The sequence below is a fragment of the Kribbella sp. NPDC054772 genome (assembly GCF_053611945.1).
In genome coordinates, this window is sequence record NZ_JBSHBJ010000007.1 from 253,519 (window position 1) to 274,695 (window position 21,177).

The 21,177-nt window shown below is 69.5% G+C and carries 23 protein-coding genes; 19 read left to right on the forward strand and 4 right to left on the reverse strand.

The genetic code is table 11. From position 1 onward, the window contains the following. Window positions 1-84 precede the first annotated feature (84 nt). The 3 genes from ACWGID_RS15035 to ACWGID_RS15045 are packed head-to-tail and all read right to left on the reverse strand — an operon-like array spanning window position 85 to window position 2,259. Complete coding sequence (locus ACWGID_RS15035) at window positions 85-921, reverse strand: ROK family protein (RefSeq protein WP_452197042.1); 837 nt, start codon at window positions 919-921, stop codon at window positions 85-87. A gap of 19 nt (window positions 922-940) precedes the next feature. Beyond that, window positions 941-1,729, reverse strand: coding sequence for a hypothetical protein (locus tag ACWGID_RS15040; protein ID WP_452197043.1), 789 nt, complete (start codon window positions 1,727-1,729; stop codon window positions 941-943). After that, on the reverse strand, window positions 1,726-2,259 hold the full coding sequence (locus ACWGID_RS15045) for a SigE family RNA polymerase sigma factor (protein WP_452197044.1): 534 nt from the start codon (window positions 2,257-2,259) through the stop codon (window positions 1,726-1,728). Before ACWGID_RS15045 ends, ACWGID_RS15040 begins: the two co-directional genes overlap by 4 nt. Window positions 2,260-2,396: 137 nt before the next feature. On the opposite strand from ACWGID_RS15045, the gene ACWGID_RS15050 reads away from it, so the two are divergent. From ACWGID_RS15050 to ACWGID_RS15125, 16 genes are all read left to right on the forward strand, one after another. Next, the gene (locus tag ACWGID_RS15050; protein ID WP_452197045.1) at window positions 2,397-2,924 is read left to right on the forward strand and encodes a hypothetical protein; all 528 of its coding nucleotides are present in this window, start codon (window positions 2,397-2,399) and stop codon (window positions 2,922-2,924) included. Between the two features lie 46 nt (window positions 2,925-2,970). Then, window positions 2,971-3,657: a YcnI family copper-binding membrane protein gene (locus tag ACWGID_RS15055; protein ID WP_452197046.1), complete on the forward strand. Its 687-nt coding sequence runs from the start codon at window positions 2,971-2,973 to the stop codon at window positions 3,655-3,657. A gap of 2 nt (window positions 3,658-3,659) precedes the next feature. Then, window positions 3,660-4,172: a copper resistance CopC family protein gene (locus tag ACWGID_RS15060; RefSeq protein WP_452197047.1), complete on the forward strand. Its 513-nt coding sequence runs from the start codon at window positions 3,660-3,662 to the stop codon at window positions 4,170-4,172. After that, window positions 4,169-5,158 carry a CopD family protein gene (locus ACWGID_RS15065; RefSeq protein ID WP_452197048.1) on the forward strand — a complete coding sequence of 330 codons (990 nt, stop codon included), beginning with the start codon at window positions 4,169-4,171 and terminating at the stop codon, window positions 5,156-5,158. The genes ACWGID_RS15060 and ACWGID_RS15065 overlap by 4 nt, the downstream gene beginning before the upstream one ends. Window positions 5,159-5,201: 43 nt before the next feature. After that, on the forward strand, window positions 5,202-5,684 hold the full coding sequence (locus ACWGID_RS15070) for a MarR family winged helix-turn-helix transcriptional regulator (RefSeq protein ID WP_452197049.1): 483 nt from the start codon (window positions 5,202-5,204) through the stop codon (window positions 5,682-5,684). A gap of 147 nt (window positions 5,685-5,831) precedes the next feature. Next, the gene (locus ACWGID_RS15075) at window positions 5,832-7,358 is read left to right on the forward strand and encodes an ABC transporter substrate-binding protein (RefSeq protein ID WP_452197050.1); all 1,527 of its coding nucleotides are present in this window, start codon (window positions 5,832-5,834) and stop codon (window positions 7,356-7,358) included. Next, window positions 7,359-8,297, forward strand: coding sequence for an ABC transporter permease (locus ACWGID_RS15080; protein WP_452197051.1), 939 nt, complete (start codon window positions 7,359-7,361; stop codon window positions 8,295-8,297). Then, the gene (locus ACWGID_RS15085) at window positions 8,294-9,103 is read left to right on the forward strand and encodes an ABC transporter permease (protein ID WP_452197052.1); all 810 of its coding nucleotides are present in this window, start codon (window positions 8,294-8,296) and stop codon (window positions 9,101-9,103) included. Before ACWGID_RS15080 ends, ACWGID_RS15085 begins: the two co-directional genes overlap by 4 nt. Further along, on the forward strand, window positions 9,100-10,638 hold the full coding sequence (locus ACWGID_RS15090) for an ABC transporter ATP-binding protein (protein ID WP_452197053.1): 1,539 nt from the start codon (window positions 9,100-9,102) through the stop codon (window positions 10,636-10,638). The genes ACWGID_RS15085 and ACWGID_RS15090 overlap by 4 nt, the downstream gene beginning before the upstream one ends. Continuing rightward, a complete protein-coding gene (locus ACWGID_RS15095; protein ID WP_452197054.1) occupies window positions 10,635-11,693 on the forward strand; it encodes a pyridoxal-phosphate dependent enzyme in 1,059 nt (352 codons plus the stop codon). Before ACWGID_RS15090 ends, ACWGID_RS15095 begins: the two co-directional genes overlap by 4 nt. A 9-nt stretch (window positions 11,694-11,702) precedes the next feature. Then, on the forward strand, window positions 11,703-11,978 hold the full coding sequence (locus tag ACWGID_RS15100) for a hypothetical protein (RefSeq protein ID WP_452197055.1): 276 nt from the start codon (window positions 11,703-11,705) through the stop codon (window positions 11,976-11,978). Further along, entirely contained in the window at window positions 11,879-12,295 is a 417-nt protein-coding gene (locus tag ACWGID_RS15105; RefSeq protein WP_452197090.1) for a phytanoyl-CoA dioxygenase family protein, read from the forward strand. Before ACWGID_RS15100 ends, ACWGID_RS15105 begins: the two co-directional genes overlap by 100 nt. Further along, complete coding sequence (locus tag ACWGID_RS15110) at window positions 12,292-13,101, forward strand: Rossmann-like domain-containing protein (RefSeq protein ID WP_452197056.1); 810 nt, start codon at window positions 12,292-12,294, stop codon at window positions 13,099-13,101. Before ACWGID_RS15105 ends, ACWGID_RS15110 begins: the two co-directional genes overlap by 4 nt. Continuing rightward, a complete protein-coding gene (locus tag ACWGID_RS15115; RefSeq protein WP_452197057.1) occupies window positions 13,098-14,345 on the forward strand; it encodes an MFS transporter in 1,248 nt (415 codons plus the stop codon). Before ACWGID_RS15110 ends, ACWGID_RS15115 begins: the two co-directional genes overlap by 4 nt. Window positions 14,346-14,408: 63 nt before the next feature. After that, window positions 14,409-15,095 (forward strand): DUF1707 SHOCT-like domain-containing protein, encoded by a 687-nt coding sequence (locus tag ACWGID_RS15120; protein WP_452197058.1) that lies wholly within the window; start codon window positions 14,409-14,411, stop codon window positions 15,093-15,095. Window positions 15,096-15,179: 84 nt separating this feature from the next. Next, window positions 15,180-15,632: a GNAT family N-acetyltransferase gene (locus tag ACWGID_RS15125; protein WP_452197059.1), complete on the forward strand. Its 453-nt coding sequence runs from the start codon at window positions 15,180-15,182 to the stop codon at window positions 15,630-15,632. Here ACWGID_RS15125 and ACWGID_RS15130 read toward each other — a convergent pair. Continuing rightward, window positions 15,616-17,178, reverse strand: coding sequence for a dolichyl-phosphate-mannose--protein mannosyltransferase (locus ACWGID_RS15130; protein WP_452197091.1), 1,563 nt, complete (start codon window positions 17,176-17,178; stop codon window positions 15,616-15,618). The genes ACWGID_RS15125 and ACWGID_RS15130 overlap by 17 nt on opposite strands. Before the next feature lie 195 nt (window positions 17,179-17,373). Here ACWGID_RS15130 and rsmI point away from each other — a divergent pair, with 195 nt between their 5' ends. From rsmI to ACWGID_RS15145, 3 genes are all read left to right on the forward strand, one after another. After that, window positions 17,374-18,213 carry a 16S rRNA (cytidine(1402)-2'-O)-methyltransferase gene (gene rsmI, locus ACWGID_RS15135; RefSeq protein ID WP_452197060.1) on the forward strand — a complete coding sequence of 280 codons (840 nt, stop codon included), beginning with the start codon at window positions 17,374-17,376 and terminating at the stop codon, window positions 18,211-18,213. Between the two features lie 22 nt (window positions 18,214-18,235). Then, on the forward strand, window positions 18,236-19,801 hold the full coding sequence (metG, locus tag ACWGID_RS15140) for a methionine--tRNA ligase (RefSeq protein WP_452197061.1): 1,566 nt from the start codon (window positions 18,236-18,238) through the stop codon (window positions 19,799-19,801). A 70-nt stretch (window positions 19,802-19,871) separates the two neighbouring features. Beyond that, window positions 19,872-21,119, forward strand: coding sequence for an ATP-binding protein (locus tag ACWGID_RS15145; protein ID WP_452197062.1), 1,248 nt, complete (start codon window positions 19,872-19,874; stop codon window positions 21,117-21,119). Window positions 21,120-21,177: the final 58 nt, after the last annotated feature.

The following is a 21,177-nucleotide window of genomic DNA, read 5'->3' on the forward strand; positions in this document are numbered from 1 at the left end:
GCCCGGCCATCCCAATCGCGGCCCCGCCGCCGCCGCGCGCGGGGGCGGCTGAGGTCTGGGGGATTGTGATGGCCTGGCGGTCCGTCAAACGCTGCGCAGGTAGTGGGCGGCGGCGCCGACGAGGGCGGAGCGTTCGGTCTCGTGGGTCGGGGACGCCGGGAACGGCAGGGCCGCGTCGATCAGGTCGAAGGCGCCGGAGATCGAGCCGCCGAGGACCGTGCGCGTCACTCCGAAACGCTCGATCCAGGGGCCGAGCGCGGCGGCCAAGTCCGTGAAACAGGCGGTCAGCACCTCCTGCGCGGCGGTCTCGCCGGCCCGGGCCTGGTCGGCGATCTCCTTCACCCCGGGTGCCTCCGTCCCGGTCCGCTCGGCGTACCGGCGCAGGATCGCCCGCGCCGAGATCGAGTCCTCCAGCGGCTTCCCGGCGTACGTCGTCTTGTACAGCTCACCGCCCGGCGGGACGGTGTCGCCCTCGCGGACCACCCGCCCGTCGGCGAGGAACGCCGTACCGATGCCGGTGCCGATCGTGACGCCGACGCAGCGTTCGGCGCCGCGGACCTCGCCCGCGGTCCATTCACCGACGGCGAACGCCTCCGCGTCGTTCATGAACAGCAACCGGTCGATCCCGAGTTCCTTGGCCAGCGCTTCGCCCAGGTTGAAGCCGTACAGCTGGTCGAACTTGCCCTGGGCGCGGTACCAGGCCACCCCGGTCTCGAAATCGAACGGCCCCGGCAGCGCGACCGCGAGCCCGTTTGCCAGCGGCAACTTCCGGGCCGCCTGTGCGAGTTGCTCGACCACCACCTCGGCGGCCGCCTGGGACTCGAGCTGCACCCGATCCACCTCGGTCACGTCCCACGATTCCGGCGCCACCACGGCCGCCGTGACGTGACTTCCCCCGATCTCCAGCACCGCTACGTCCATCCGCACATCATCGCAGCAGTCAGTACTCCTCCCGGAACACAGGCTTCCCGGACGCGTCGTACATGGTGATGGAGATCGGGTCGCTGTTGCCCAGCAGGATGCTCGGCGTGTACACGCGGTGCACCCAGTAGCCGTCCTTGATCGTGGCGTCACCTTGCTGCCCGAGGCCGCTGAACGCGATCCGGGTGACTCCCTCCGGCACCCGGCCCGCGTAGCTGTAGCGCACCCCGCTGCACACTCGCCCATCGACGTTGTGGTCGCGGTCGACCGGCTTGTCACCGCAGCCCATGCTCCAGTACCGCTGGATCTGGTACTCGCGGGTGATGATGCCGACGTTGAGCAGCGTCGCCCCGAACCCGCCCACCGGCTTCCCGAACATCGGTACGCCGGCCACGCAGTACGCGTACTGCTTCCCGTCCGGGGACCGGCGGACCGTCATCGCACCGTCGAGGTCGCTCACCTCGACCACCTTGTCGGTCCACTGCGTCACCACCCGCACGCGCCAGACGTCGTTGTTCACGGTCCGGAAGTAGTCGTTGGACTTCGCACACAGGTCGGTGATCGCGGCGGGGCGGGACACCGTAGGCGTGGTCGCCGGCTGGGGCGCGGACTGTGCGCCGCCGATCCGGCCGACCAGCAGTACGGCGACCACCGCGGTGGCGGCTGTGGCGGCTGTGGCGGCGGTCATCGCGAGGCGGCGTACCCGGGTCCGGTGCCGTCCCGTGGCGACGAGCTCCGTGACATCCGGGGCGAAGGTCGCCGGCCGGTCGGAGGCGCGCTCCATCAGGTCCTTCAGTTCGCCGGTCATCGCGCTCCCTTCATTCCAGCCAGGTCGGAGAGCTCGGCGAGGGCCGGATGCGCGCGCAGTTTCTCCAGTGCGCGCAGCGTCTGGCTCTTGACCGTGCCGGGACGGCAGTCGAGGGCGATCGCGGTCTCGTCGACGGACAGTTCGTCGAAGTACCGGAGTACGACGCACGCGCGCTGCCGGGGCGGTAGTTCGGCGAGGGCCTTGGTGATCACCAGCCGGTTCTCCACGTCGCCGAGTGAGTTGGAGCGGTCGGGCTCGTTGACGAAGTACTCGCCGTCGCTGACCACTTCCTGGCTGGATTTCCGGCGCAGGGCATCGAGGGTGGTCGAGACGACGACCTTCCGGGCGTACGCGCCGATCGCGCCCTTGCGCTGGATCCGGCCCCAGCTCCGGTACATCCGGATCAGCGCCTCCTGGGTGGCGTCCTCGGCCCGGCGCCAGTCCCCGCACAACAGGTAAGCGGTCCGGCACAGAGCGTTGGCATGGTGTGTCACGAACTCGACGTAGTCCTGCTCGGTCTCCGGTCCCACCCGCGGCTCTCCCCAGTCATGCCGAGGCAAACGTGCTGAACACGTCAAACGGTTGCATGGATTCGCGGTCAGATCTGTGGAATGCGGGAACGGTTGTCCGCTCTTGTCCGTAGAGTGACTGGAGCGAGGGGACTGTGATGCCGACCGAGGGCAGGGCCACGCCCGTGGTCGCGGCGCTGAGCGTCGCGGTTGCGGTGCTCGGTCATGTGCTCGTCGGGGGTGGTGGAGTTCCGCTCGTCGTGGTGCCTCCGTTGGCTGCGCTGGCCGCGGCGTGCTGGCTGCTGGGAGAGCACCTCGCGGACGAGCGGTTGCTGACGGCCCTCGTCCTGGCCGTGGTGCAGCTGTTCGTGCACGTGACGCTCGATGCCGCGAGTATGCATCACGGGATGTCTCCCGGTATCGGAGGCAGCCTGTTGATGACCGCGACGCACCTGGGCGTGCTGCTGGCGGCCGTCCTCGCGATCAGCCGCGCGCACCGGTGGATCCTGCGGGTACGGAAGGTGTTCGCCCGGCTGCTCCCGGAGCTGCCGGTACTGCGGCCTGTGCTGCACCTCGCCCCCGCTGTTCACGGCTTCCTCTCGCCCTGGACCCCGGCCGGGTCGCGGCTCGGTTCGAGTGTCTCCGGGCGCGGGCCTCCCGGCGTACGAGTGCTCCCAGCTGTCTGAACCGGCCCACGGGCCGGACTACTCGTATGCCTTGAAAGGTTCTCTCATGCCCAAGAGATTCGTGCTGCGCGCTGGTGCGATCGTCGCGGCGTCCGCGCTCGTGGTGATCGGTGCCGCGAGCTCGGCGTCTGCCCACGTGACGGTGTCGTCACCGGACGCCAAGCCCGGTGGGTACGCGAAGCTGGTGTTCCGCGTGCCGACCGAGTCCGACAACACCAGTACGACGAAGCTCGTCGTTTCGCTGCCCACCGACCACCCGTTCGCGCACGTCGGTGCGCAGGTGAAGGACGGGTGGAAGGTCGAGAAGACGGAGCAGAAGCTCCCGGCGGCGGTGAAGGTCGGCGACGTGACGCTGACGAAGGCGATCACCACGGTCACCTGGACCGCGGCCGCGGGCGGCATCCCGCCGAACGACTTCGACGAGTTCGCGCTGTCGGTCGGCAAGCTGCCCGAGGGCGTCGACGCGCTGAGCTTCCCGGCGGACCAGACGTACAGCGACGGTGAGGTGGTGAAATGGGCTGATGTCGCCAAGGACGGGGCCGACGAGCCTGAGCACCCCGCGCCGACGCTGAAGCTGACGGCCGCGGTCACGCCGGTCGCGGCAGCTGCGTCCGAAGGTACGTCGGACTCGCTCGCGCGCTGGCTCGGTGGCGCCGGCCTGCTGGTCGGATTGCTCGGTCTCGCGTTCGGTCTGCGTCCGCGCAAGCCGGTCGTGGCGGAGTCCGGGAAGTAGTCGTGCGCCGACTGATCGCAGTACTGGTGGCGTCGTTCGTCGCGCTGGTGGCTTCCACCGGCGTGGCGGCGGCGCACGCCAAGCTCGAGTCGATGACGCCGACCGACGGTTCGTCGATGGCCGCGCCGCCGACCAAGGTGGTCCTGACCTTCAACGAGCCCGTCGGCGCCAACGGGACGCAGGTCCAGGTGAACTCGCCGAGCGGCAAGAACGTCGCGAACGGTGACGTCCAGGTGGTCGACAACACGGTCACCCAGCCGGTCGGCGCGATGATCGAGGCCGGCAAGTACGTCGTCGACGCCCGCGTGGTCTCGGCCGACGGCCACCCGATCACCGTCTCCGGTTCGTTCACCGTCACGCACGCCGGCCACCCCGCGACCGAACCGGCCGGCACCCCGCCGACGACCCCGCAGGACAGCAGCTCCAACACCGTCACGATCGTCGCGATGTGCCTGGTGATGCTGGTGGTCGTCGCCCTGGCGGTGGTCATCGTTCGTCGCCGACCCGCCTCATGACCCGCAGCCGCCTGGTCCTGCCCGGGATGGTTGCCGCCGGCATCGTTGTGATGGTGCTCGGCCTGCTCGCCGCCGGCGGTGCCCCGACGCGGCCGGCGGATGGGTTGCTCGGCGCCGGCCTCGGCATCTCCTGGGCGGTTCCGGTACTGCGGATCCTCGCGGACGTCGCCGCGGTGGCGACCGGGGGCGCCGTACTGTCTGTCGTGCTGTTCCTGCCCGCGAAGGACGGAAAGCTCGGTGACAAAGCGATTCGGGCCTGTCAGGACGCCGCACTGGCTGCGGGCGTGTGGGCCGTCGCGAGTATCGGCGGTCTGGTCGCGACCGCGACGGTGATCCTCGGCATCCCGCTGTCGCATCTCGCCGAACACGCGTCACCGGCGGGACAGTTGCCCCAGGTCCGAGCGCTCGCGGTCGCCGTCGTACTCACCGCCGTACTGGCCGTTGTGCTGTCCGGCCTCAAGACGTTGCGTGGTGCACGGTTCGCCGCGGTGCTGACCGTCGCCGCGCTGATTGGTCCACTGCTGACGGGGCACGGGGCCATCGAGCGCACGAGTCTCTGGTCGGTGCTCGCGACCACGTCACTCGTGATCCACGTCGTGGCGGTCGTCGTGTGGGTCGGTGGGCTGGGCGCCGTACTGCGGTATGCCCGGTCACCGCAGGCGGTCGAGGTGTTCAGCACGCTCGCTCTCGTGTGCACGGTGACGGTCGGGCTGACGGGTCTGCTGACGGCCGAGATCCACCTCGGTGGGCGAGCGGACGGCTGGGGCCTGATCACCCAGTGGGTGACCAGCGGGTACGGCGTTCTGGTGCTCGGGAAGACCCTGGCGTTCGCAACTCTGGTTTTCATCGGGTGGCAGCACCGCCAGTACACCCTGCTGCGGTTGGCGGACGGGGATGCGGGCGCGTTCCGGCGCCTTGCGGTTCTGGAACTCGTGGTCATGGGAGCGACGATCGGGCTGGCGGTCGCGCTGTCGCGCACGCCGTGACGTGACTCGGTGACATGTCAACAGACGCCCGTACACTGGGTAAATGACGCAACCGCGGTGGCTGGACGAGCGGGAGGCGCGACTCTGGCAGTCGTACCGGGACACGCATCGGGAACTGATGCGCGCGCTCGAGGCGCGGATGATCACCAATTCGGGCCTGTCCGGCGCCGACTACGCCCTGCTGCACCCGTTGTCCGAGGCCGTCGACGGAGTCCTCCGGACGCGTGACCTCGGCCGCTCCGTCGGTTGGGAACGCAGCCGCCTGTCGCACCAGGTCAGCCGGATGGAGAAGCGCGGTCTGGTCTGCCGCGAGGAGTGCACCGACGACGCCCGCGGCTCGATGGTCCGCCTGACCGAGCTGGGCCGCAAAGCCATCGACGCCGCCGCTCCGGACCACGTCGCCGCCGTCCGCACGTTCTTCTTCGACCGCCTCACCCCGGCCGAGCAGACCCAACTCACCACCCTCCTCACCCGCATCGCCGACGACCTCCCCGCCACCTGCACCCCCGCGGACTGCGACGAGTAGCGGTCACTCCCGGTACTCGCCGGTAGTTGGGTGGTGACACGCCGTCACGCGGAGCGGCGGGGTGGAGCGTGCCGAAAGAATGATTCGGGTCGGGTTCGGATGCGCGCTGGATTTGACAATCGTTTTCACTAACGTGAGGATTGTCGCGTGTCCGAGGCTTGGGGTAGGCGTGGGTTTCTGGGGCTGGCCGGGGCTGCTGGGCTGGCCGCCGTCACCGGGTGTGGGGCGGATGCGGCCGCCCAACCCCAGCAGGGCGGGCGGTTGCGCGCGGTGTATGCCGGTGGTGGCGCGAAGGAAGTGCTCGATCCGCACGTGCAGAGCCTGTTCGTGGACATCGCGCGGCACAAGGCGATCTACGAGAAGCTGGTCGAGCTCGGCCCGGACCTGAAGCCGGTCCCGCGGCTCGCGTCGAAGTGGGACCACGACGGTACGGCGACCACGTGGCGGTTCACGCTGCGGGACGCGACGTTCCACGACGGCGCGAAGCTGACCGCCGAGGACGTGCTGTACAGCCTCGCGCGGATCGCGGATCCCGCCGTACCCGAGCGGGTCGCGCAGTCGTCGCTCGCGACGCTGGATCTCAGGCGCAGCAAGGCGATCGGTGCGTCGACGGTCGAGCTCGTACTGACCGCGGCGAACGCCGAGTTCCCCGCGCTGCTGGCCGGGATCGGCACGCAGATCGTGCGCAACGGGTTCAAGGACCCGGCCAAGCCCGTCGGCACCGGCGCCTTCCGCTACGTGTCCTTCGAGGCCGGGCGGTCGATGGTTGCCTCGCGGTACGACGACTACTGGGACGAGCCCGCGCGGATCGAGGAGCTGCAGATCCTGTCGGCCGACTCGGAGGCGCGCGCCAACGCGGTCCAGGGCGGCCAGGCGGAGTACGCCAACGACATGACCGCGACGTTCGCGCGGACCGCCGAGGCCGGGAAGACGGTGCGGATCGTGGCGGCGAAGGCGAGCACGATGCAGGCGTTCGTGATGAAGGTCGACCAACCCCCGTTCGACAACCCGGACGTGCGGTTGGCCTTCAAACTGCTCGCGGACCGGCAGCGGCTGGTCGACGTTGTGCTCGCCGGTCGCGGCGCGGTCGGGAACGACCTGTTCGGCAAGGGGTATCAGTACTACCCGGCCGAGCTGCCGCAGCGCGAGCGCGATGTCGACCGGGCGAAGTCGTTGCTCGCGAAGGCCGGTCTGGTCGGGAAGCAAGTGGAGATCTTCACCGCGGACGCCTCGGCCGGGTTCGTGGAGGCGGCGACGTTGTTCGCGGAGCAGGTCGCGGAGGCGGGCGTGCGCCTGAAGGTGACGACCGGGAGCCCGCAGACCTACGCGAAGGACCTGTTGACGAAGGGGGCGATCGGCAACCATCGCTCCGGTGCGATGCCGATCCCGCAGTACGTCACCGATCGGCTGCTGTCGCAGTCGCCGTTCAACGTGACGCATTGGCGGCGGCCGGGGTTCGACGCGGCGTTCGCGGCGGCGCGGGCGGTGACGTCCGAGGAGCAGCGGTCGGCGAAGTACGGCGTACTGCAGAAGACGCTGCGGGACGAGGGCGGGATCCTCGCGTGGGGGTTGCCCGATTACCTGGTGGCGGTGTCGGCGAAGGTGCAGGGTGTGCAGGCGGCGCCGCCGAACACGCTGGACCAGGGCCGGTTCGACAAGGTGTGGCTGGCCTGAATGCGGTCGTACGCCGTCCAGCGGGCACTGCTCGCGGTGGTTCAGTTGGTTGTGCTCTCGGTGCTGGTGTTCGTGCTGACGTCGCTCCTGCCGGGGGACGCGGCCGAGCTGCGGTTCACCGAGACGCTGACGCCCGATCAGGTCGCGCGGCTGCGGGCCGAGCTCGGGCTGGATCAACCGGCGCCGGAACGATTCGTGCACTGGATGGGCAACGTGCTGAGCGGCAATCTGGGGACGTCGTTGATCAGCGGGGGACCGGTCGCGGGCATCGTGCGCAGCTCGATCGGCGCGACGCTGGTGCTCACGCTGGCGACGCTCGCCGTCGTGGTTCCGCTGGCTGTTGCCCTGGGCATCGTCATGGGAACCCGTGAGAACGGCCGGATCGATCGTGCGATCACCTCGGTCACGCTGGCGCTGTCCGCCATCCCGGACTTCGTGATCGCGGTAGTGCTGGTCGCGGTCTTCGCACTGAAGCTCGGTTGGCTCCCGGCGACCTGGGTCGGCGGCAACCTGCTCGCTTCGCCGGTCCTGCTGATCCTTCCGGTCGCCGTTCTCCTGGGCCGGACGGTCTGCCTGCTGTCCCGCCAGGTCCGCGCCGGCACGATCTCCGCCTTGAACGCCGAGTATGTCGCCCAGGCCCGCCGGCTCGGTGTTCCGCGGCGCCAGCTGCTGCTGCGTCACGTCCTGCCGAACGCCGCCGTACCCGGTGTTCAGGAGCTGGCCCGAACCGGCGACACGCTCCTGGGAGGGGTCCTCGTTGTGGAGGCCATCTTCGCGATCCCGGGCTTCGCCACCGCTCTCGTGGACGGCGTGGAGACTCGCGACCTCCCAGTGGTGCAAGCCCTCACGCTGACTCTCGCCGTGGCCGCTCTGCTCATCAACCTGGCGGCCGACCTCACCTGCAACCGACTCGTCCCGCGAACGGCCCTCCTCCGATGACCCCGTCGCTGCGTGAACGGATCGCGGTCGGTGTGTCGGTCGTACTGGTTCTGGTGCCGCTGGGAGTGGCGGTGCTCGGGCCGCTGGCGCCGTACGACGGGGGAGAGGGACTGCCGTACTCGCCCGAAGGCCTGCTGGGGACGGACGGGTTGGGCCGGGACGTCGTCGGACTGCTGCTGGTAGGCGGGCGCACGGCGTTGGGGATGGCCTTCGGAGCCGTGCTGATCGCCTACCTAGTCGGCGGAGCGATCGGGCTGATCGCGGCATCGACCCGCCATCGCTGGCTGGACGAAGGATTGATGCGACCCCTCGACGTACTGCTGCCGGTGCCGTCCCTGCTGGTGATCAGCGTGGTGGCCGTGGGCTGGCAGGCGTCCGCGCTCGCGATCACGGCCGCCGTGGCGATGGTGAACGTCCCGACCGTCGCGCGCCTGGTCCGCGCCGCGGCGCTGGACGCGGCCAGCGGCCCGGTGGTCGAAGCCCTGCGCATGCAGCGCGAGTCCTGGTTCGCGATCCACATCGGGTACGTCGGACGCTCGGTCCTGGGCCCGGTCGCGGCAGATCTCGGCACCCGCATCACCCTCGCGGTCTTCCTCGTCGCGTCGGTGAACTTCCTCGGACTGGGACTCAGCCCGACCGCGCCGGACTGGGCGGTCAGCGTGTCCCGCAACCGCGAAGGTCTCCTCCTCCAACCCTGGTCGGTCCTCGCTCCCGCACTGCTGCTCGTCTCGTTCACCCTCGGTTTCAACCTCCTCGCTGATCGTCTGGTGCACAGGTCCCGTCGTCTGGTCGAGGTGGCCTCATGAGCCTGGTGCGAGTGGACAAACTGACCGCGATCGCGGGCGAGACCTTCCTAGTGGACGGCGTGTCCTTCGAGGTCGTCGCGGGTGAGGTCACGGCGCTCGTCGGTGCGTCCGGGTCCGGCAAGACCACGTCGGCGCTGGCGCTGCTTGGTGACCACGGCGACGGCGTACGCCTGACCGGTCATGTCGAGGTCGCGGGCGAAGCAGTTGTCGATGGCAACGGCGTGACCCCGGCCGCGGCCCGGATGCTTGGACGTGTGGTGGCGTACATGCCACAACATCCGGGCAGTGCTCTGAATCCTGCACGCCGGATCGGTACGACGTTGCGCGAGCTGGCGAAACTCCACGCCGGCGACCCGGACGAGGCGGTCCGTGCCGCCCAGTTGCCCGGTGACCGCGGCACTCTCAAACGCTTTCCGCATCAGTTCTCGGGTGGTCAGCGGCAGCGGGTCGCGCTCGCGCAGGCGCTGACGTGCAGGCCCGACGTACTCGTGCTCGACGAACCGAGCACCGGCCTCGATTCGATCACCCGACTCCAACTCGTCCACGAGCTCAGGGACCTCGCGGCCACTGGCCTGGGAATCTTGCTGCTCAGTCACGATCTCGACCTGGTGCGCGCGCTGGCCACGCGCGTCGTTGTCCTCGACGCCGGCCAGGTCGTCGCCGCAGGCACTGCCGATGTCCTCCCGCCCGCGCCGGAACATGCCGTGCTGGGAACCTCCGGCGACCGACACCCGTTGCTAGAGGCAATGAACTTGTCAGCTTCGCTGCGGCCGCGCGGTCGCGATGTCGTCCTGCGCGATGTCGGCCTCGCGGTCCCAGCCGGCGCCTGCCTCGGCGTCGTCGGCCGTTCCGGCAGCGGCAAGACCACCCTGGCTCGCTGCCTCGCGGGTCTGCACGAGCGCCGGACGGGCACCATCTTGCTCGACGGCGCTCCGCTTCCGGTTCTCCGCAGACGCACCCGCGAGCAGCACCGCCGCGTCCAGTACGTCTGGCAGGAAGTCCGCGGCTCCTTCGACGAACGCCGCCCCGTCGACCAGCAAGTCGCCCGTACGGCGCAACGCCTGCGCGCGCTCGCTCCGGACCGGGCGCACGCCGAGGCCGTCGCCACGCTCGCCCGTCTCGGTGTCGCGGCGATCACCGCGGCGCGTCCACCGAGCCGGCTGTCCGGCGGTGAGCTGCAACGGGCCGCTCTCGCGCGGGCCGTCCTCGCGAATCCCGACGTACTGATCTGCGACGAGATCACCACAGCGCTCGACGACCGCGGGACGGCGCTGGTGCTCGACCTGCTGAGTGAGTTGAAGAGCCGCGGGACGGCCCTGATCTGGATCGGCCACGACCTCGGCCTGGTCGCCGCCGTCGCCGACGAGGTCCTGGTCCTCGACGACGGCCACGTTGTCGAGCAAGGTCCGCCCGCGACCCTCACAACCGCGCCTCAACACGCACTGACCCGGCAGCTCGTAGCAGCCGCCCAGCTCAGCACCAACAAACCTCCGCCCGTGCTATCCCTCGACTCAAGGAGCGAACCGCGCCGATGACGCGACTGCACGACCACCTGGCGGAGGCCATCAAGGATCCCGACCCGATCCGGGTCCGGTCCGAGGCCGGCGACGACCTGATCTGCCTGCGGTTCGAGACGATGAAGGTGTACTCCGCGCTCGGCGCGGTCCGGCACCTGCTGGAGACCGGGAGGGTCCGGCCGGGTGACACGCTGATCGACAGCTCGAGCGGGATCTACGCGCACGCGCTCGCGCTGGCCTGCCACCGGTACGGGATGAAGTGCCACATCGTCGGCTCCACCACGGTCGACCGGACGCTGAAGATCCAGCTGGAGATCCTCGGCGCGACCGTCGAGCAGGTGCCGTCGTCGAACAACCTGCAGCTGGACCAGAACCTCCGGGTCCGCCGGATCGGCGAGATCCTCCGCGACAACCCGACGTACCACTGGATGCAGCAGTATCACGACGACATCCACTACCTCGGATACCGCGCGGTCGCGGATCTCGTGGCCGACGTGGTGCCGACCGGCCCGCTGTGTCTGGTCGGTGGAGTGGGGACCGGCGCGTCGACGGGCGCGATCGCGGCGTACCTGCGGGACCGCGGACGGGACGTGAACCTGGTCGGCGTCCAGCCGTTCGGGAGTGTCACGTTCGGGGCCGGGCACACGCAGGATCCGGAGATGATCATCGCCGGCATCGGGAGCTCGATCGAGTTCCGGAACGTGCGCCACGAGCTGTACGACCGGCTGCACTGGGTGTCGTTCGAATACGCGATGTCGGCGGCGGTGGATCTGCTCCGGACGTCCGGTGTTTTCGCGGGACTGTCCGCGGGCGCGGCGTACCTGTCGGCGCTGTGGGAGCACAACTGTGACCGCGGCCGCCGGCACGTGTTCCTGGCCGCGGATACAGGCACGCGGTACGTCGAGTCCGCTTTTGCCCGGCATGCCGAGGCGCGGCCGATGGCGTCAATGCGGCCGCGGGAGATCTACTCGCTGGACGAGCTCGCGGTCCCGTGGTCGGCGATGTCGTGGGACCGGCGCGACTCCGCCCGGACTCGGCACGAAGAGTTTCCATCTGCGACTCCGTCGCATTAAGATGAGGCCGTGAGTGGGTACGTGCTGCTGCCGGAGTTGTTCACGGCAACCGAAGTGGACCGGCTGCGGGATGTGGTCGAGCAGGTGCACGCGGAGGTCGTGTCCGCGGCCGAAGCCGGCGAGACGACGGTGAACATCTGGCCGGACGGGCACCGGCTGGAGACGGTGCGCGGGACCACGATCCACTGGGAGCCGTCGGGTCCGAGTTCGCGTGGCACCAGGACTTCCCGTACTGGTACGGCTGCTGTGGCGCGGCGGCGTACGACATCGCGACCGCGATCGTGATGCTCGACGACAGCACGGTCGCGAACGGGGCGATGACGCTGATCCCCGGCAGCCCGTCCGAAGGCCCGGTACGGCGTGATCCGCTGGATCCGACCGGATTGCTGGTGGATCCAACGGTGGTCGACGAGACCCGCGCGGTGACGGTGGAAGCGCCGGCGGGTTCGGTCCTCATGTTCCCGGGGTTGATGGTGCACCGCTCGGCGCCGAACCGCACGGCGACCGACCGGGGCTCCTTGCTGTACTGCTTCCAGCCCACGGGACGTCCCGAGTTGTCCGCCCTGCCCTATAACCCCGAAAGGCTGGCCGATCTGCCATGACCGCTTCCGTGGCTGACCTCACCGCATCTGTTCTCGCCGGTTCGTACGGTCCTTCACCGGCAGACCTCAGTGTCACCAGCGCTTTCTGGTTGCATCACACGACGCGGCTGCCCGGCGCCGACGTCACCTACCGGAACTACTACGTGCTGCTCCGGGTGGGTGAGGTCTTCGGTGCCTGCTCGTTCGAGGCTGGCGAGCTCGATCCGGCGTACTGCGCCGACACCTCCGGGCGGACGCTGGCCGACGTACTGTCCGCCGACGAACCGCTCCCGGTCCGGATCGCCGCGCTCGACGCCTACCTGGCCGCGGTCGAGCCGCATCACACCGCGCCGGCCGCGGAGGAGATCGTCCTCCCCGCCGGTACGCCGGATGTTCGCGCCCGGGCCCGTGACGCCGCGGTGGCAGGGCTGCTTGATGTTGCCAACGGCACCAAAGTGGCATTGATCGGCGTGGTGAACCCGCTCGTCGACGCGATCACGGACCGCGGCGGCATCTGCCTCCCGTGCGACTTCAACCTCCGTGAGACCGCGTCCGGGCTTCCCGTCTCCCAGGACATGACCGAGGTGATCGATGCCGCCGACGCGGTCGTCGCCACGGGAATGACACTGTCCAACGGCAGCTTCGACGTACTCCTCACCCGTTGCCGTGAGCAAGCGAAGCCGCTCGCGATCTACGCCCAGACCGGCAGTGCGGTGGCCCGTGCCTTCCTCGGCTCCGGCGTCACCGCATTGTCGGCCGAACCGTTCCCCTTCTCCCAGTTCAGCTCCCGCCCGAGCAGCCTCTATCGCTACAGGACGGACAGATGAGCACCTCGCAGAACCCAGCCCTCGCCGCGCGCCCGGCCGAGGTTCCCGGAGACTTCCGGATGGCCAAGCGGTTGTGGCCGTTCCTGATCGCGTCCACGGTGAGTCTGATCCCGTTCACGGTGTTCGGGATGTACCTGGTGCCGATCGCGGACGCGGCCGGCGGGAGCGTCGCCGAGATCGGTGGACTGCGTGGACTGGGCGGCCTCGCGGCGCTGGCGGTGGGGGTGTCGCTGGCGCCGCTGATGGACCGGGTGCCGCGTGAACTGGTGGCCGCCGGCGGGCTGGCGTTGCTGGGAGTTTCCGCAGCGTTGGGGGCGGTGGGCAACGTGTTCGCGCTGGCCGCGTTCTGCTTGCTGATCGGGGCTTCGACGTCGATCCTCGCGCCGTCGATCGGAGCGGCCGCGGCGGACCGGTTCAGGTCGCCGGCCGCGGCCGGGCGCGCGGCGACGTTGGTGTCGGCGACGACCTCGGCGATGGCGATGCTGGCGGCCCCGGTGCTCGCCGGGCCGGGGCTGATCTGGGGTTGGCGCGGAAACCTGCTGGCGGCTGCGGTGGTCTCGCTCGCGTTGTCCGCGGCCTTCTTCTGGCGCGGGCGGGGACGGCAGGCGCCGATCAGCAACAGGCAGCGGACGAGCTACCTCGCGACGTACCGGGAACTCGCCCGCGTCCCCGGTGCGCTCCCGCTGCTCGCCGTCGCGATGCTCCGGACCGCGGCCTTCATGGGGTACCTCGCCTACCTCGCCGCCTTCTACGACGAGAAGTTCGACCTCGCCCCGGGCTGGTTCGCGCTGGTCTGGTCGCTCAGCGGCGCCTCGTTCTTCCTCGGCAACCTGCTGGCCGGCCGCTACATCGCGACCGAGCGTCCCTGGATCAGCCCGGAGAAGATGCTGCTCGTCGGGATCACGGTCGCCCTGATCGCGGTGTCCGCGTTCTACTTCTCGCCGTCGCTTCCGTTGACGCTGCTCTTCACCGCCCTGATGGGCGCCGGTCATGCGACCGTCGCCGCCTGCGTCACCACCTTGCTGGTCCGCCGCAGCGGTGACCTCCGCGGCTCGGCCCTGAGCGTGAACGCGGCCGGCATGAGCCTCGGGACCTTCCTCGGCGCCGCGATCGGCGGACTGGGCCTCGGCCTCGGCGGCTACACCGGTACGGCGATCACGTTCGCCGGCCTCACACTCGTCGCGATGCTCTGCGCACTGCGCGTTCACCACCACAAGGTCGCGCCGGCACCCGACCTGCGGTAAGGGTCGGGATCGGGGTCTTACCGGAGTCCTCCCGGGCCTGAACTCGATATATCGTTTCCTCTTATGGAGAATCTGCCCGACCGCCCGCATCCGCACGCGCACCTGCGGGCGTCCGATGTCGATCGCGACCAGGTCGTCGACGTACTGCGGGACGCGCTGATGTCGGGCCGGCTGTCGCAGGACGAGCACGCCGATCGCCTCGAGCAGGCGTTGCAGGCCAAGACCCTCGGCGAGCTGGAGCCGATCACCCGCGACCTCGTCGTGCCCGGGCAGGCGATGCCGGCGGCGGCCAGAGCGGTCCAGCCGGTCCAGCCGGCGGCGTCCAGCAGCCTGGTGCCGATCGAGGAGCCGGCCGGCCCGAACCAGAGCCTCGACACGATGCTGGCGATCTTCGGTGGCGGGGAGCGGAAGGGCCGCTGGCGGGTGAAGCGGCGGACCAACGCGGTCGCGGTGTTCGGCGGGCACGACCTGGACATGACCGACGCGGTCTTCGAGGGCCGCGAGGTGACGATCTACGCGTTCGCCGTGTTCGGCGGGATCGACATCACGGTGCCCGAGGGCGTGACGGTGCGCAACGAGGGGATCGGGATCTTCGGCGGGTTCGCCGCTCACGGCTCCGACGACCCGGACCCGAACGCGCCGACCGTGGTGATCAAGGGGCTGGCCCTGTTCGGCGGCGTCGGCGGCCAGTCGTCGTTCAAGTGCCACGGCAAGAACCGCAAGAACAAGGGCCATCACGAACTGCACTGAAATGCGGTGAGTGCGGTGAGTGCGGTGGGCGGGGCACTGAAGAATTGCGGTGCGGCTGGGGGAGGCTGCCCGTAGCCTGCGGCTATGTCCTTCGTCCCCGCTGACTTCGACGTCCCGCGCGAGCTGGTCACGCCACGGTTCCGGCTCGAACCGCTGGGTCCTGAGCACAACGTTCCCGACCACGCCGCCTGGACCACCAGCATCGAGCACATCCGCTCGACGCCAGGGTTCGGCGGCAGCTGGCCGCCCGTCGACGGGATGACGCCCGAGGCGAATCTCGGTGATCTCCAGCGGCACGCGGACGACTTCGCCGCGCGCCGCGGGTTCACCTACACGGTCCTCGAGACCGACGGCGACGTGATCGGCTGCCTGTACATCTACCCGTCGCGCAAGGACCCGGCCGTCACCGACGTCCGCTCGTGGATCCGTGCCGACCGCGCCGATCTGGACATCGTCCTGTACGACGCCGTCAGCGACTGGCTGGCGACCCGCTGGCCGTTCGCGACCGTGGCGTACGCGGCTAGATCCAGGACTTGAACCACATGCGGCTGAGCCAGGCCGGATGCGGCAGCACCTGGTCGGTCAGGATCGGCCAGATGTAGGCGAAGTTCAGCACCACGAGGACCACGAACGCGCCGACCACCGCGCTGCCGATCAGCCGGCGCGGTGACGCCGTACTGATCGCCGAACCGACCGCGGCGCGCGCCGGGCCGAGGACCTTGCCGAGGATCAGCGCCAGCGCCATCACGGTGAACGGGATCATCGTGACCGCGTAGAAGAAGAAGATCGGTCTGTCGTCGAACGCGAACCACGGCACCCAACACGTCACGAACCCCACGATCGGTACGCCGAACCGCCAGTCGCGCGTGCCGATCCACAGCACCAGCGCCGCGATCAGCGCGAGCGCACCGCCCCACCAGAGCAACGGCGTACCGAGGGCAGAGATCACCTGCAGGCAGTTGGTTCCCGCGGGCGCGTTGCAGCCCGGCGTACCGGGTTTGATGTCGTTGACCGCGTCGAAGCCGATCGGGCGGGCGATGATCGGCCAGCCGGCCGGGTTCGACTGGTACGGGTGGGTGGCGTGCTTGATGTAGTCGCCGGTGTGGAACGCGAGGACTTCCTTGTGGTACTCGATCAGCGACCGGAAGTCGTCGGGGACCACCTTCATCACGCCGTGTGCCGGGTTGCTCGCGGCCCAGTTGTGGTCATAGGCGTTGTCGTGCAGCAGCCAGCCGGTCCACGTCGCGACGTACGTGACCCCGGCGACCAGCACCAGGCTGATGAACGCCGGGATGCCGTCGACCAGCGCCGACTTCACGAACGCGAACCGGACGCCGAGCGCACGCCGCGCCCCGAAGTCCCACGCGAACGCGAGCACGCCGAACGCAGCGAGCGTCCAGACCGCCGACCACTTGGTGCCGAGCGCCAGCCCGAAGCAGATCCCGGCGGTGATCCGCCACGGCCGGATCAGCAGCCAGCGACCGAGGGTACGGCGGCTACCGTCCGCGACCGGCGTGTCCAGGGTGTCCGCGTGCCGGCGGCGGGTCCAGTCACGGTCGGCGACCAGGCAGGAGACCGCGGCGACCAGCCAGAACGCCAGGAAGATGTCCAGCAGCGCGACCCGGGACATCACGAAGTGCAGGCCGTCGACCGCGAGCAGTAGTCCCGCGATCGCGCCGATCAGGGTCGAGCGGGTCATCCGGCGGACGGTGCGGATCAGCAGCAGCACGGTCAGCGTGCCGAACAGGGCCGGCATGAACCGCCAGCCGAACGTGTTCATCCCGAAGAGCTGCTCACCGGCCGCGATCATCCACTTGCCGACCTCGGGGTGCACGGTCAGGCTCGGGGTCGGCTTGAAGACGTCCAGGTTGCCGCTCAGGATCGCCTTGTCGGCGGCTCCCTCGGGCTGGTCGATGAACTGCCGCGCGTAGCCGTACTTCAGCAGGCTGAACGCGTCCTTGGCGTAGTACGTCTCGTCGAAGACGAACTTCACCGGGTTGCCGAGGTTCCAGAACCGCAGGACGCCGGCCAGCACGGTGATCACCAGCGTGGCGATCCAGCCACCGTCGAAGTCCTTCGGCATCGCCGGGTACAACCGCTCCTTGAGCGGCGGCAGCCGTCTCCCGAGCACGTCCCGGCCGAGCGTCTCCCGCTCCTCGCCGGCAGCACTCCGCCGCGCAGTCCCGTCCTCGATCACAGCAGCCACGCCCGCCATCGTACGGACGCCCGGGTACCACCGCCTCCCCGTGTCGGTCCTGAGGGCTGGGATGATGGCCTGGTGACCGGGCGATTGGTGCTTGCGGGGACTCCTATTGGGGATGTGCTGGATGCTTCGCCGCGGTTGGGGCGGGTGTTGGGGGAGGCGGACGTGGTGGCCGCGGAGGATACGCGGCGGTTGCGGCGGTTGACGGGGGAGTTGGCGATCCAGCTGAGTGGGCGGGTGGTCAGCTACTTCGAGGGGAACGAGCGGGAGCGGACGCCGGAGTTGCTGCAGGCGCTCGTCGACGGGCAGACCGTGGTGGTGGTGACCGACGCGGGGATGCCGAGCGTGTCGGACCCGGGGTACCGGCTGGTGGCGGCCGCGATCGAGGCCGAGGTCGAGGTGACCGCCGTACCGGGGCCGTCGGCGGTGCTGACCGCGCTGGCGTTGAGCGGGCTGCCGGTGGACCGGTTCACGTTCGAGGGGTTCCTGCCGCGGAAGCCGGGCGAGCGCGGGCGGCGGCTCGCGGACCTCAAGGACGAACCGCGGACGATGGTCTTCTTCGAGGCGCCGCACCGGTTGACCGCGTCCCTCGAGGCGATGCGGGACGCGTTCGGCGCAGACCGGCGTACGGCGGTCTGCCGCGAGCTGACCAAGACGTACGAAGAGGTGAAACGCGGCCCGCTGAGTGACCTGGTGACCTGGTCCGCGGACGGCGTCCGTGGCGAGATCACGATCGTGGTCGCCGGCGCGGACCCGACCCGGGTGCTCACCCCGGAGGAGCTGGCCCGCGAGGTCGCCACCGACGAGGACGCCGGTACGCCGCGCAAGCAGGCGATCGCCGACGTCGCGAAGCGCTTCAACGTGCCGAAGCGAACGGTGTACGACGCGGTCCTGGCCGCGCGGAATCCGGGTTAGCCCGGGGCATTACCCTTTACGCATGTCCGAGAAGGCCTATTACGTCACCACCCCGATCTACTACGTCACGGCCCCGCCGCACATCGGCAGCGCCTACACGACGGTGGCCGGGGACGTCCTGACCCGTTGGCACGCCCAACGCGGTGAGCGCAAGTGGTACCTGACGGGTACCGACGAGCACGGCGAGAAGGTGATGCGGAGCGCCGAGGCGCAGGGCATGTCTCCGCAGGCGTGGACGGACAAGCTGGTCGAGGAGTCCTGGAAGCCGGCCTGGGCCGACGTCGACATCGCGTACGACGACTTCATCCGGACCACCGAGCAGCGGCACACCGAGCGGGTCCGCGAGTTCTGGCAGACGCTGTACGACAAGGGCGACGTCTACAAGGGCGAGTACGAGGGCCTGTACTGCGTCGGTTGCGAGGAGTTCAAGCTCCCCACGGACATCCGCACCGACTCCGACGGCACGCAGCGCTGCATCATCCACGGCACCGAGCTGGAGACGGTCTCGGAGACGAACTACTTCTTCCGGCTCTCGGCGTACGCCGACAAGCTGCTGGAGCTGTACGACGGCCAGCCCGACTTCGTGGCGCCGTCGAGCGCGCGCAACGAGGTGGTCGCGTTCGTGAAGCAGGGACTGCAGGACCTGTCGATCACCCGGTCGACGTTCGACTGGGGGATCCCGGTCCCGTGGGACGAGGACCACGTCCTCTACGTCTGGATCGACGCCCTCCTGAACTATGTGACGGCCGCGGGCTATGGCACCGACCCGGAGCGGTTCGAGGAGCTGTGGCCGGTCGACGTGCACCTGGTCGGGAAGGACATCCTGCGGTTCCACGCGGTGATCTGGCCGGCGATGCTCATGGCGGCCGGGGTCGCCGTACCGAAGCAGGTGTTCGCGCACGGCTGGCTGCTGGTCGGCGGCGAGAAGATGAGCAAGTCGAAGCTGACCGCGATCGCGCCGCACGAGATCACCGACCACTTCGGCTCGGACGCGTTCCGGTACTACTTCCTCCGGACGATCCAGTTCGGCTCGGACGGCTCGTTCTCCTGGGAGCACCTGAGCGCGGTCTACACCTCGGAGCTCGCGAACGGCCTCGGGAACCTGGCCAGCCGGATCGCCGCGATGGTCGGCAAGTACTTCGACGGCGCGCTGCCGGAGCCGACCGACCACGGACCGGCCGAGCAGGCGCTGGCGGACAAGCTCGCGCAGACGGTGGCGACCGCGGACAAGGCGATCGACACACTGGCGTTCCAGGACGCGCTGACCGCGGTGAACGAACTGGTCGGCGCCGTGAACGGGTACGTCACCGAGCAGGAGCCGTGGAAGGTCGCGAAGGACGAGTCCCGGCGCGACCGGCTGGCGACGATCCTGTACTCCGCCGCCGAGGTACTGCGCGGGGTCGCCGTACTGCACAACCCGACGATGCCGAAGACGTCCGCGAAGCTCTGGGAGCTGCTCGGCGCGGAGGAGAAGCTCGGCGCCCTGGCCGACCAGCGCGTCCAGGACGCCGGCACGTGGGGCCAGCTACCGGCCGGGTCCACCCTCACCAAGGGCGACCCGCTGTTCCCCCGCCTGGAAGAGGCCTGAGATATTGGTATCTCTGGAGATAGTATCAGCAGTGATACTCTCTTGAGAGATACTTTCTCGGGAGGTTTAGGTGCGGCGGTTCATCGGCAGGGCGCGCGAGCTGGGCGTACTGCGGGACGCGCTGAAGCGCGTCGAGTCAGCGGCGGGCGCGGCTCAGCCGGGGGAATGCATCCTGATCCGTGGCCGCCGAAGGGTCGGGAAATCGAGCCTGGTCGAGGAGTTCCTGCGGACCGCTGACACGCCGTACCTCTTCTTCACCGCAGCCGGTCGGTCGGCCGAGGACGAGTTGACGGAGCTGGCCGACGCGGTGGCCGCCTCGACCCTTCCCGACCGCGAGCTCTTCGCCGAGGAGGCGCCGACCCAGTGGACTGCGGCGCTGCGCCTGATGGCGGAGCTGCTGCCGGCCGATCGGCCCAGTGTCGTGGTGATCGACGAAGTCCCGTACCTGATGGATCGCGTCGATGCCTTCGAAGGCGTGCTCCAGCGGGCGTGGGACCGGCTGCTCAGCCGCAAGCCGGTACTTCTGCTGCTCGTCGGTTCGGATCTGTCGATGATGGAGTCGCTGAACAGCTGCGAGCGACCCTTCCATCAACGCGGTCGGGAGCTGGTCGTCGGGCCGCTGACCCCCGCGGACCTCGCGGACATGCTCGACCTCGGTCCGGCGGTCGCGTTCGATGCCGCCCTGGTGACCGGCGGCTTGCCGTTGATCTGCCGGGACTGGCGGCCGGGTGCAACGCTGCGCGATTTCCTGAAGATCTCCCTGAGCGATCCGACCTCCGCGCTGCTCGTCTCGGCCGAGCGATCCCTTGCGGCCGAGTTCCCGCCGCGGGCACTCGGTGGCGAGGTCCTGCGGGCGATCGGGAGCGGCGAACGGACCTTCAGCAACATTGCCCGGTCGGCCGGAGGACTTGCCCATACCAGTCTGACCCGAGCGCTGCAGGTACTGACGGACAAGGGCATTGTGGTGGCTGAGCTACCGGTCTCGCTCCGTCCGTCGAAGGAACGCCGGTACCGGATCGCCGACCCCTATCTCCGGTTCTGGCTCACCTTCCTCGCACCGCACATGGCAGAAATCGAGCGGATGCGCGGGGACCTGGCCCAGGCCCGCATCATGGAGAACTGGAGCAGTTGGCGGGGTCGGGCGGTCGAGCCGCTGGTCCGCGAATCGCTGGCCAGGTTACTGCCGTACAATCAGTTGCCGGCAGCATCTGTCGTTGGCGGCTACTGGACCCGGAGCAACGATGTCGAGATCGACGTGGGGGGGGGGGGCGGGGGGGCGGGGGCGGGGGGGCCGCTCGGGCTGGGGGAGAGCAGTTAGCATGAGACCTTCTCGTTTATGTCTCATCTAATTAAGTGAGTGAGACTGACACCGCAGC